10 protein-coding genes are annotated in these 12,326 nt (G+C 61.4%); 6 read left to right on the forward strand and 4 right to left on the reverse strand.

Going from position 1 to position 12,326, the window contains the following annotated elements:
• Nucleotides 1–51: 51 nt before the first annotated feature.
• The 4 genes from GXB78_RS08240 to GXB78_RS08255 form a co-directional block, all read right to left on the reverse strand.
• On the reverse strand, nt 52–900 hold the full coding sequence (locus tag GXB78_RS08240; RefSeq protein WP_329515055.1) for a cache domain-containing protein: 849 nt from the start codon (nt 898–900) through the stop codon (nt 52–54).
• Nucleotides 901–1,135: 235 nt separating this feature from the next.
• A complete protein-coding gene (locus GXB78_RS08245) occupies nt 1,136–1,993 on the reverse strand; it encodes an ATPase (protein WP_329515056.1) in 858 nt (285 codons plus the stop codon).
• A 116-nt stretch (nt 1,994–2,109) separates the two neighbouring features.
• Entirely contained in the window at nt 2,110–3,102 is a 993-nt protein-coding gene (locus GXB78_RS08250) for an NAD-dependent epimerase/dehydratase family protein (protein WP_329515057.1), read from the reverse strand.
• A 107-nt stretch (nt 3,103–3,209) separates the two neighbouring features.
• On the reverse strand, nt 3,210–4,097 hold the full coding sequence (locus GXB78_RS08255; RefSeq protein WP_329515058.1) for a LysR family transcriptional regulator ArgP: 888 nt from the start codon (nt 4,095–4,097) through the stop codon (nt 3,210–3,212).
• Between the two features lie 96 nt (nt 4,098–4,193).
• Between GXB78_RS08255 and GXB78_RS08260 the strand changes: the two genes are divergently transcribed.
• From GXB78_RS08260 to GXB78_RS08285, 6 genes are all read left to right on the forward strand, one after another.
• Entirely contained in the window at nt 4,194–4,796 is a 603-nt protein-coding gene (locus GXB78_RS08260) for a LysE/ArgO family amino acid transporter (protein ID WP_329515059.1), read from the forward strand.
• Between the two features lie 175 nt (nt 4,797–4,971).
• On the forward strand, nt 4,972–5,568 hold the full coding sequence (locus tag GXB78_RS08265; RefSeq protein ID WP_016773431.1) for a superoxide dismutase: 597 nt from the start codon (nt 4,972–4,974) through the stop codon (nt 5,566–5,568).
• Nucleotides 5,569–5,897: 329 nt separating this feature from the next.
• Complete coding sequence (locus GXB78_RS08270; RefSeq protein WP_329515060.1) at nt 5,898–7,949, forward strand: putative bifunctional diguanylate cyclase/phosphodiesterase; 2,052 nt, start codon at nt 5,898–5,900, stop codon at nt 7,947–7,949.
• A gap of 216 nt (nt 7,950–8,165) precedes the next feature.
• On the forward strand, nt 8,166–9,524 hold the full coding sequence (locus GXB78_RS08275; RefSeq protein WP_329515061.1) for an imelysin family protein: 1,359 nt from the start codon (nt 8,166–8,168) through the stop codon (nt 9,522–9,524).
• A gap of 278 nt (nt 9,525–9,802) precedes the next feature.
• Nucleotides 9,803–11,230: a di-heme oxidoreductase family protein gene (locus GXB78_RS08280; protein ID WP_329515062.1), complete on the forward strand. Its 1,428-nt coding sequence runs from the start codon at nt 9,803–9,805 to the stop codon at nt 11,228–11,230.
• Nucleotides 11,231–11,257: 27 nt separating this feature from the next.
• Entirely contained in the window at nt 11,258–12,322 is a 1,065-nt protein-coding gene (locus tag GXB78_RS08285) for an imelysin family protein (protein WP_024014143.1), read from the forward strand.
• The last annotated feature ends 4 nt before the right edge of the window (nt 12,323–12,326 follow it).

Raw genomic sequence — 12,326 nt, forward strand, 5'->3', positions numbered from 1 at the left:
GAAGAACCCATTCCCATGTAGGAGCTGCCGAAGGCTGCGATCTTTTGATCTTCAAGGGCTGTAGTAACCCACCGCGACGAGGAAATGCCCGACCTTTTTCAGGTAGGCATGCTTGTCCTCGATCTTGCCGGTCACCGGGTTTTTCCAGCGATATTCATATTCGCCTTCATCCTGCTTGCCGATCAGCGCCAGAATCGGCTCCCCCACCGGTTTTCCTTCCGGATCCTTGACCTTGCCAAAATCAGTGTTGATCAAGCGCAGGTTGGTGCCGTGTGCGACGTAGCGCTGGTTGTTCAGATCGACCACGAACACATACAGATCGTCCTGCAGATAACCACCCTTGAGCGAGTTGATCGCGGTCAGCGTGCCCTTCTCGTCCGTGCCCAGATCCGTCGCGGCTTTGTCCAGCAAAGCCTTGGCCTGCTCGGCAGAGGCCCGCGGCAAGTAGTAGCCGACGGCAAGAATGCGCTGGCCGACGCGCTGATAGAACACATGCTTGCGCTCGACCTTGCCGTCGGCCCAGTTCTGCCAGCGGTATTCGGCCTGCTGGATGCCGTTGCCTTCCGGCACCTTCAGCGCGTCCTTGAACGCCTTCTGCAGATCCGGCCCGAGCACTTCGCTGACATCGCGGCCGATCAGCGCCGAAGACGGCCCGCCACTGGCAAGCATGACGCCGTTGGTGTCGAGGACGAACACGTAGCGATCCTTGTCGACGAACTCCCCTTGGCGGCTGAACGCAGCGAACGCCTTGTCGCCATTGTCGTGGTAATAGGCCAAGGCTTTTTCCAGCAGGGCGATAGCGGCCTGGCTGTCATCCCTGGCGGCGGTGGCGGCGCTGGCCTGGCCGAAACCGGCCAACAACAGCAGGCCGAGCCAGGCCACCTTATGCAAAAACCCCATAGCGCATCCCTCGTTCTTTTTGGTGTTTCAAGAGCGTAGACGGCTTGCGGTCATGTAGAGATATTCAGAGCGTTTCTGAACATTGCACAGCTTTTGTGGCGAGGGAGCTTGCTCCCGCTCGGCTGCGGAGCAGTCGCCAGCCCTGAAGGATCGGACTGGCTGGAGAAACAGTGGGAGCGCTTCGCACTCCAGCGGGAGCAAGCTCCCTCGCCACAGAAAATTTTGCTCACCGACCTTACGGACGGGAATTGATCTGCTGCTGCAGGTTCTGGATCTGCGCCTGCAAGGTATTCAGGTTGCGGGTCATCTGCGCGCGGAACGCATCGAACTCGGCGGTATTGCCGCCACCCTGTGGCGCGGCCGGGCGGTTGTCCTGCTGACTTTTCAACACCACGATGTCCTGCTCCAGACGATCGATCGCCGCGCTCGGGTTGCCCTGCTTCTTCAGCGCGGCGATATCGGCGCCGAGGCTTTTGAACTGGGCGTCGAAGGTTTTCAACTGCGCATCGACCCTGCTGGTATCGGCCGGCGTGCTTTTGATGGTCGCAAGCTCGGCACTCAGGGCTTTGACCTGCGCCTGCAATTGCGTATTGGCGTTCTGCTGTTCGGTGGTCTGCGCGGTCATCTGCGCCAGGCGCTTGTCCAGCTCGCTGGCCTGACCGGCGACGCCTTGCTGCTGCTTGCTCTGGTCGAGCAGCTTGCCTTCGAGTTGTTTGATCTGCAGCTTCAGCGCTTCGCTGTCGCTGCTGACGTTGCTCTGGCTGGCGACGACCTTGCCGGAAATATCCTGCAGGCGCCCCGCCGCTTCTTCGCTGATGCGCGCAAAGCTTTCCTGGGTGGCGACCAGTTGCTGCTCCATCAGCGAAATCTGCTGGAAGCTCCACCAGGCCAGGCCGATGAAGGCGAAAAACAACGCGCCGACCAGCGCCCACAGCGGCCCGGTGCTGGCGGCCTTGACCTTGACCACTGGCGCGCTGCGCGAATGCACGGAAGTGCGGGGGCTGGGCGGGATGTCATCATCGTCGAACGGATCGGCGCGCAGGCTTGGCACGTTATCGAAATCGTCGTCGTGGGCATCATTTCGCATGGACATTGAGGCAACCTTTGGCAAACGCGGTGATGGCTAAATGCTGCGAAGTATAACCGCCGCAGCCGCAGGCATTGACCCTCAAGCCGCAAGGCGGTTCATTGCCGCCCGGCCGAATCGTTTCAACGGATGTCCTGGGCTTTCCACCACGCACAGAACTCATCGAGGGCAGCCCACAGGCTGACTTTCGGGTCGTAGTCGAGATAATGCCGGGCGCGGCTGATATCCAGGGTGAAATTTTTCTTCATGACTTGCATGCCCAAGCGCGACAGGGTCGGCTCCGGACGTCCGGGCCAGAGCATGCACGCGCCTTCATTCAGCGCCGCGACGCTGTAGGCCAGACCGTAGGAGCGGTATTTGCGCACCTGATCGACTTCCATCCGCCGCATCACGTAATTGACCACGTCCCACAGCGGCACCGGCGTACCGTTGCTGATGTTGTAGGCCTTGCCCAGCGCCGAACCTTGGGCCAACAGGCTGCTGAGCATGGCTTCGTTGAGGTTCTGCACGCTGGTGAAATCGACCTTGTTCAGGCCGTTGCCGATGATCGCCAGACGGCCCTTGCGCTGCATCTTCAACAGGCGCGGGAAGATGCTCATGTCACCGGCGCCGGTGACAAAACGCGGGCGCAGGGCGATGGTTTCCAGACCGAATTCCTGGGCACCGAAGACTTTTTGCTCGGCCAGATATTTGGTCGCGGCGTAGGCATGCTTGAAGCGCTTGGGCACTTGCTCTTCGGTCAGACCGAGATGGTCGCGACCATCGAAATAGATCGACGGCGACGACAGATGCACCAGCCGCCGCACCCGCTGCTTGAGGCAGGCTTCGACGACGTTTTCAGTGACTTCGACATTGCCGTGATGAAAGTCCTGATAACGCCCCCACACGCCGACGGCACCGGCGCAATGCACCACCGCTTCGACGTCGCGGCACAGGTCGCGCACCAGGTCGGCGTCGGTCAGGTCGCCCGGCACAAACTCCGCACCGCGGCGCACCAGGTGCTCGACGCTCTCGGCCCGGCGACCGTTGACCCGCACTTCAAGGCCCTGCTCCAGGGCGAAACGCGCAAACCGCCCGCCAATAAAGCCGCTGGCGCCGGTAACCAAAATCTTCATCAAAAAACTCCAGGAGAACAGTTGCAAGCTTCAAGCTACAAGCTGCAAGTTGAAACGGTGCGCGAGCGCTTTACTTGCAGCTTGCAGCTTGACGCTTGCCGCTGCTCTCAGGCCACTAGCCATTGCTTTGCGGAGCGCAGCAGTTGTTCGGTGAGCAGGTTCAGCAACTGGCCGCCGTTGCGCCAATGATGCCAGTACAGCGGCACGTCGATCGGTTTATCTGGCAGCAATTCGCGCAGCACGCCGCGTTGCAATTGTTCGCGCACCTGCAGTTCCGGCACCAGACCCCAGCCGAGGCCGGCTTCGGTCAGGCGAATGAAGCCTTCGGAGGACGGGCATAAATGGTGCTCGAACGCGCCGTCGACGCCCAACAGCGCCAGATAACGATGCTGGAGGAAATCGTCCGGGCCGAATACCAGCGCCGGAGTGCGCGGCAGCTGTTCGGCGCGCACGCCATCGGGAAAATGCCGGGCGATGAAGGCCGGGCTGGCAAGAGCACGATAGCGCATGGCGCCGAGCAATACGCTGCGTGCGCCAGCCACCGGACGCTCGCTGGCGCACAGGCACGCGGCGACTTCACCGGCACGCATACGCTTGAGGCCGACGGTCTGGTCTTCGACGATCAGATCGAGCAACAAATGTTGCTCAGCGCAGAAATCGCCAACGGCCCCAGCCCACCAGGTGGCGAGGCTATCGGCGTTGAGGGCGATGCGCAGGCGATCCGGCAGGCCTTCTTCGTCCAACGCCGGCACCGCCGACTGCAAGTCGCGCTCGAGCAAACGCACCTGCTGCACATGGTTGAGCAAGCGCCGGCCGATTTCCGTCGGCGCTGGCGGTGTTTCGCGCACCAGCACCGGCTGGCCGACCCGCGCCTCGAGCAATTTGATGCGCTGGGAGATGGCCGACTGCGACAAGCCGAGCACCTGTGCGGCGCGATCGAATCCGGCCTGCTCGACCACGGCGGCCAGCGCGGAAAGCAATTTATAGTCGAACATCAGTTTTCCTAATGGGCGATCAGCACTATTGGTTTTTCTTATACAGGCACACACCGGAGAATAGCCAGCAAGCACTCTCTTTCAAGGATATCTCCCATGTGGCAAAGCTATGTAAACGGCCTGTTGGTGGCGTTCGGCCTGATCATGGCGATCGGCACGCAGAACGCGTTTGTATTGGCGCAGAGCCTGCGCCGTGAACACCATTTGCCCGTGGCGGCATTGTGCGTGGTGTGTGATGCGATTCTGGTGGCGGCCGGGGTATTCGGCCTGGCAACGATCCTGGCGCAGAACCCGACCCTGCTGGCGATCGCCCGTTGGGGCGGCGCGACATTTCTGATCTGGTATGGCAGCCAGGCGCTGCGCCGGGCCTGCTCGAAGCAGAGCCTCGAGCAAGGCGAGAACCAGACCGTGCGCTCGCTGCGCGCAGTCATGCTCAGCGCGTTGGCGGTGACCTTGCTCAATCCCCACGTTTATCTCGATACGGTTTTATTGATCGGCTCGCTGGGCGCGCAGCAATCGGTGCCCGGCGCTTATGTGGTCGGCGCGGCGAGTGCCTCGCTGCTATGGTTTTTCACCCTGGCTCTTGGCGCCGCATGGCTGGCACCGTGGCTGGCCCGGCCGAGCACCTGGCGCATTCTCGATCTGGTCGTTGCGTTGATGATGTTCGCCGTCGCCGCGCAACTGGTCATCGCTGGATAATTAATCCAGAGGGCTCTGGAACCTCTATCCCACACAGTTGTTGCGTGGTTAAGGCGCGACCCCGGTGCTATGATCCGAACCCTGCGCCGCAAAGAGTAAAAACTCGCCGGTGCATTTCCGGCCGCCCGTGATCGGCCTTGCGCTCACCGCAACAGACCTGATTAGGAGAATCATCATGGCTTTCGAATTGCCGCCGCTGCCTTACGCACACGATGCCCTGCAGCCGCACATCTCCAAGGAAACCCTGGAGTTCCACCACGACAAGCACCACAACACCTACGTCGTGAACCTGAACAACCTGGTGCCAGGCACCGAGTTTGAAGGCAAGACCCTGGAAGAGATCGTCAAGACTTCCTCGGGCGGCATCTTCAACAACGCCGCTCAGGTCTGGAACCACACCTTCTACTGGAACTGCCTGGCGCCAAACGCCGGCGGTCAGCCAACCGGCGCACTGGCAGATGCCATCAACGCAGCGTTCGGTTCGTTCGACAAGTTCAAGGAAGAATTCAGCAAAACCTCGATCGGCACCTTCGGTTCCGGCTGGGGCTGGCTGGTGAAAAAGGCTGACGGTTCCCTGGCCCTGGCCAGCACCATCGGCGCCGGCAACCCGCTGACCAGCGGCGACACCCCGCTGCTGACCTGCGACGTCTGGGAACACGCTTACTACATCGACTACCGCAACCTGCGTCCGAAGTACGTTGAAGCGTTCTGGAACCTGGTCAACTGGAAGTTCGTGGCCGAGCAGTTCGAAGGCAAGACCTTCACCGCCTAAGCTGCACGCCAGACAGGAAACCCGGCTTCGGCCGGGTTTTTTTATGCCCGGCGCATGGCGTTTGTCGCACGGCAAAAGCAGCTTCGCGCCGTTTGCCGCGAGCTCATAGCCGACTACCATAAGAGACAGGAAAAAATCTTTGACCCGGTGCTCAAGTTGCGGGCATTTGCAACCGACACAGTTGATTCAGAGCTATTACTCAAATGACCACATGGCGGCCAGGATACCGGCGAATTTTCCCGTGCCTGATTGTCCCTTTGACTGCCAACCCGGGATTGCCAATACTCATGGCAACTTGACGCTACCCGCACGGAACAAGGAATAACCCTTTGAAGCTGGAACTCAAGAACAGCTTGTCGGTGAAGTTGCTCCGGGTCGTGCTCCTGTCGGCATTGATCGTAGGCGTAGTCTTGAGCTGCGCGCAGATTGTCTTCGATGCCTACAAGACCCGTCAGGCCGTCGCCGGCGACGCCGAGCGCATCCTCGACATGTTCCGCGATCCTTCGACTCAGGCGGTCTACAGCCTGGACCGGGAAATGGGCATGCAGGTGATCGAGGGGCTGTTCCAGGACGACGCCGTGCGCCAGGCCTCCATCGGCCACCCCAATGAAGCGATGCTCGCGCAGAAGTCCCGCGAGTTGCAGCATTCCAACAGCCGTTGGCTCACCGATCTGATTCTCGGCCAGGAACGCACCTTCACCACGCAACTGGTCGGCCGCGGTCCCTACAGCGAATACTACGGCGACCTGAGCATCACCCTCGACACCGCGACCTATGGCGAAGGGTTCATCGTCAGCTCAGTGATCATTTTCATCTCCGGCGTGCTGCGCGCCCTGGCGTTAGGGCTGGTGCTGTATCTGGTCTATCACTGGCTGCTGACCAAACCGTTGTCGCGGATCATCGAACACCTCACCGAGATCAATCCGGACCGTCCCAGCGAGCACAAGATTCCGCAGCTCAAGGGCCACGAAAAAAACGAGCTGGGCCTGTGGATCAATACCGCCAACCAGTTGCTCGAGTCCATCGAGCGCAACACCCACCTGCGCCACGAAGCGGAAAACAGCCTGCTGCGCATGGCCCAGTACGACTTCCTCACCGGTCTGCCGAACCGCCAGCAATTGCAACAGCAACTGGACAAGATTCTCGTCGATGCCGGCAAATTGCAGCGCCGCGTCGCCGTGTTGTGCGTCGGACTGGATGACTTCAAAGGCATCAACGAACAATTCAGCTACCAGACCGGCGACCAGTTGCTGCTGGCCCTGGCCGATCGCTTGCGCGCCCACAGCGGTCGCCTCGGCGCCCTCGCCCGCCTCGGCGGTGATCAGTTCGCGCTGGTGCAGGCCGACATTGAACAGCCTTACGAAGCAGCGGAACTGGCGCAAAGCATTCTCGATGACCTCGAGGCGCCCTTCGCCCTCGACGATCAGGAAATCCGCCTGCGCGCGACCATCGGCATCACCCTGTTTCCGGAAGACGGCGACAGCACCGAGAAGCTGTTGCAGAAAGCCGAGCAGACCATGACCCTGGCCAAGACCCGCTCGCGCAATCGTTATCAGTTCTACATCGCCAGCGTCGACAGCGAGATGCGCCGCCGTCGCGAGCTGGAAAAAGACCTGCGTGACGCGCTGATCCGCGATCAGTTCTACCTCGTCTACCAGCCGCAGATCAGCTATCGCGACCACCGCGTGGTCGGCGTCGAAGCGCTGATTCGCTGGCAGCACCCCGAACACGGCCTGGTGCCGCCGGACCTGTTCATTCCGCTGGCCGAACAGAACGGCACGATCATCGCCATCGGCGAGTGGGTGCTCGATCAGGCCTGCAAACAATTGCGCGAGTGGCATGATCAGGGGTTCGTCGATCTGCGCATGGCGGTCAATCTGTCGACGGTGCAACTGCACCACGCCGAGCTGCCGCGGGTAGTCAACAACCTGCTGCAGATGTACCGCCTGCCGCCGCGCAGCCTGGAACTGGAAGTCACCGAAACCGGCCTGATGGAAGACATCACCACCGCCGCACAGCATCTGCTCAGCCTGCGCCGCTCCGGTGCGCTGATCGCGATCGACGACTTCGGCACCGGCTATTCATCCCTCAGCTATCTGAAAAGCCTGCCGCTGGACAAGATCAAGATCGACAAGAGCTTCGTCCAGGATCTGCTCGATGACGACGATGACGCGACCATCGTTCGCGCGATCATTCAACTGGGCAAGAGCCTGGGCATGCAGGTGATTGCCGAGGGCGTGGAAACCGCCGAGCAGGAAACCTACATCATCTCCGAGGGTTGCCACGAAGGTCAGGGCTACCACTACAGCAAACCGCTGCCGGCGCGCGAGCTGGGTATTTACCTCAAGCAGGCGCAACGCAGTAACGCGGCGATTCTTTAAAGATCAAAGATCGCAGCCTCAAAGATCAAAAGATCGCAGCCTCGTTGCACTCGTCAGCTCCCACAGTGAAACGAGCTGCGATCTTTTGATCTTCTTGCGCAAATAAGAAATATTTCCAAGCACGCCTTTACACATAATGCGAAAGATTTGCATTATGTCGCAGTTTTGCGCGCCCCCGGCGCCAGTCCACTCAACTACCGAAGCAGGATGTTCGCCATGATTCGTATGCCTCTGGCTACCGCCAGTCTGCTGGCCATCGCTATTTCCCTCGCCGGTTGCGGCGAAGGCAAGGACAAAGAAAAAGCCTCCGAAATGACTCCGGCTTCCAGCAGCGCTGCTCCAGCCCCGGCGCCGGCCGCTGCACCTGCTCCTGCTGCCGGTAAAGTTGACGATGCCGCCGCCAAGGCTGTGGTCGCGCACTACGCCGACATGGTCTTCGCCGTTTACAGCGATGCCGAATCCACCGCGAAAACCCTGCAAACCGCCGTCGACGCGTTCCTCGCCAAGCCGAACGCCGACACCCTGAAAGCCGCCAAGGCTGCCTGGGTCGCCGCGCGCGTGCCATACCTGCAAAGCGAAGTGTTCCGTTTCGGCAACACCATCATTGACGATTGGGAAGGTCAGGTTAACGCCTGGCCACTGGACGAAGGCCTGATCGACTATGTCGACAAAACCTACGAGCACGCGCTGGGTAACCCGGGCGCTACTGCCAACATCATCGCCAACACCGAAGTTCAGGTCGGCGAAGACAAGGTCGACGTGAAAGAAATCACTCCGGAAAAACTCGCCAGCCTCAACGAGCTGGGCGGTTCCGAAGCCAACGTCGCCACTGGCTACCACGCCATCGAATTCCTGCTCTGGGGCCAGGATCTGAACGGCACCGGCCCAGGTGCTGGCAACCGTCCTGCCTCCGACTACCTGGAAGGCGCCGGCGCCACCGGCGGCCACAACGAGCGTCGTCGTGCCTACCTGAAAGCCGTGACCCAACTGCTGGTCAGCGATCTGGAAGAAATGGTCGGCAACTGGAAGCCGAACGTGGCCGACAATTACCGCGCCACGCTGGAAGCCGAGCCAGGCGAAGCCGGCCTGCGCAAAATGCTCTTCGGCATGGGCAGCCTGTCCCTGGGTGAACTGGCGGGCGAGCGCATGAAGGTTTCCCTGGAGGCCAACTCCCCTGAAGACGAGCAGGATTGCTTCAGCGACAACACCCACTACTCGCACTTCTACGACGCCAAAGGCGTGCGTAACGTGTACCTGGGCGAGTACACCCGTGTTGACGGCACCAAACTGACCGGCGCCAGCCTGTCGTCGCTGGTGGCCAAGGCCGACCCGGCCGCCGACACCGCGCTGAAAGCCGATCTGGCCGCGACCGAAGCGAAGATCCAGGTCATGGTCGATCACGCCAACAAGGGTGAGCACTACGACCAGTTGATCGCTGCCGGCAATACCGCGGGCAACCAGGTTGTTCGCGACGCCATCGCCGCACTGGTCAAGCAGACCGGTTCGATCGAAGCCGCCGCCGGCAAACTCGGCATCAGCGACCTGAACCCGGACAACGCCGATCACGAGTTCTGATCACCGCGTCCGCGTCAAAAAGAGGCGACCTTCGGGGTCGCCTTTTTCATACCTGGCACACCGCTGTCCCTGTGGGAGCGAGCCTGCTCGCGAAGGCTTTATCCGGCGCGGCATTTTCAGCGCGTCGGGCGTCGCTTTCGCGAGCAGGCTCGCTCCCACAGTGTTGGCATCCGCTTCACGGCTTGCGTGATATCAAGCAAACGATAATTCCTCTTATTCAAACTCCCCCGCCCTGTTAGACTTTGCGCCTTTGTTTTCGTCCGTTTGCAGGATGTCTGATGCCGTCGTTGCCGCTTCGCTTGTCCGCACTGTTGCTGGCCCTGGGCCTGAGTGCCTGCGATGACGCCCCGCGTTTCACCGCGGCCGAGCCGGGTGAAGCGCGTTCGGGCGGTGCGGCGACTGTGCGCAAGAGCGATCAGAACGCGTTCTCCCTGCCATCGGCCAACCTGCCGCCGTCGCGGCGGGTGGATTTCAGTGTCGGCAACAGCTTCTTCCGCAGCCCGTGGGTGATTGCGCCGTCGACCACCACAGCGCGCGACGGCCTCGGTCCGCTTTTCAATACCAACGCCTGCCAGAACTGCCACATCAAGGACGGTCGCGGTCATCCGCCGGCACCTGATGCGACCAATGCGGTGTCGATGCTGGTGCGCCTGTCGATTCCCGACGCGCCGCCCTACGCCAAAGTCATCGAACAGCTCGGCGTGGTGCCGGAGCCGGTGTATGGCGGGCAGTTCCAGGACATGGCTGTGCCCGGCGTCGCTCCGGAAGGCAAGGTGCGCGTCGACTACACGCCAGTGCCCGTACGGTTCAAGGACGGCACGGAAGTGGAGTTGCGCAAACCGACCCTGCAGATCACTCAACTCGGTTACGGCCCGATGCATCCGGACACGCGTTTCTCCGCGCGGGTGGCGCCGCCGATGATTGGTCTGGGCCTGCTCGAAGCGATCCCCGAAGAGGCGATCCTCGCCAACGCCGCCGCCCAGGCGAAAGAGAACAACGGCATCAATGGCCGGCCCAACCGGGTTTGGGATGACCAGTTGCAGAAAACCGTGATCGGCCGGTTCGGCTGGAAAGCCGGGCAGCCGAATCTCAACCAGCAGAATGTTCACGCGTTCTCCGGTGACATGGGCCTGACCACCGGCCTGCGGCCTTTCGACGACTGCACCGAGGCGCAGACCGCCTGCAAACAGGCGCCGAACGGCAATGGCCCGGACGGCGAACCGGAAGTCAGCGACAACATTCTGCGCCTGGTGCTGTTTTACAGTCGCAATCTGGCAGTGCCGGCGCGCCGTGGCGTCAATGACCCACAGGTGTTGGCCGGCAAGAACCTGTTTTTCCAGGCCGGTTGCCAGTCGTGCCACACGCCCAAATACACCACCGCCGCCAACGCCGCCGAACCTGAGCTGGCCAATCAAGTGATTCGTCCGTACAGCGATTTGCTCCTGCACGACATGGGCGACGGCCTGGCGGACAACCGCACGGAATTTCAGGCCTCCGGCCGCGACTGGCGCACGCCGCCGCTGTGGGGCATCGGCCTGACGCAAGCGGTCAGTGGCCACACGCAGTTTTTGCACGACGGCCGCGCTCGCAACCTGCTCGAAGCGGTGCTCTGGCATGGCGGGGAAGCGACGGCTGCGCAGCAACAGGTTTTGTCTTTCAATGCCGAGCAGCGCGCTGCGTTGCTGGCGTTTCTGAACTCACTTTAAATACTGAAAAAGCATCGGGAGCCCGACATGTTCCGTCCCAAGTTACTGTTCACCAGCCTTGCCGCGCTCGCCCTCGGCGCCTGCTCGCCGCAGGATCCGCAAGCGGTCACCTCGGCGGCGATCGCCAAATCGGTGATCCTGCCGACCTACACCCGCTGGGTCGAAGCCGACCGGCAACTGGCGGTCAGCGCCCTCGCCTACTGCCAGGGCAAGGAAAGCCTGGAAACCGCCCGCGCTGATTTCCTCCACGCGCAGAAAGCCTGGGCCGAGCTGCAACCGCTGCTGATCGGTCCGCTGGCCGAGGGTAATCGTTCGTGGCAAGTGCAGTTCTGGCCGGACAAGAAAAATCTCGTCGGCCGTCAGGTCGAGCAATTGGTCGTCGCCCAGCCGCAGATTGATGCCGCTGCGCTGGCCAAATCCAGCGTCGTCGTGCAAGGCCTGTCGGCTTACGAATACATCCTCTTCGACGCCAAGCCTGATGTCGCCAACGATGCGCAGAAAGCCAAATACTGCCCGCTGCTGATCGCCATCGGCGAACGCCAGAAGCAACTGGCCGAAGAAATCCTGCAGGGCTGGAACAACACCGACGGCATGCTCGCGCAGATGAGCAAATTCCCCAACCAGCGCTACGCCGACTCCCACGAGGCAATCGCCGATCTGCTGCGCGTCCAAGTGACTGCACTGGACACCCTGAAGAAAAAACTCGGTACGCCGATGGGCCGTCAGAGCAAGGGCGTGCCGCAGCCGTTCCAGGCTGATGCGTGGCGCAGCCAGTCGTCGCTGACCGCACTGGAAGCCAGCCTCGCGGCGGCCAAAACCGTTTGGGAAGGCGTCGACAACAAAGGCCTGCGCGGTCTGTTGCCAGCCGAGCAGAAACCCTTAGCGGACAAGATCGACGCCGCATACGCCGCCTCGCTGAAGCTGTTCGACAGCACTCAGCGCTCGCTTGGCGAAATGCTCGAAGACGACGCCGGTCGCCAGCAACTCAACGATATCTACGACAGCCTCAACGTCGTCCATCGCCTGCATGAAGGCGAGCTGGCCAAGGCGCTGGGCATCCAACTGGGCTTCAATGCCAACGACGGTGACTGATGAG

Source organism: Pseudomonas moraviensis subsp. stanleyae, assembly GCF_036283065.1.
Classification (GTDB): Bacteria; Pseudomonadota; Gammaproteobacteria; order Pseudomonadales; family Pseudomonadaceae; genus Aquipseudomonas; species Aquipseudomonas stanleyae.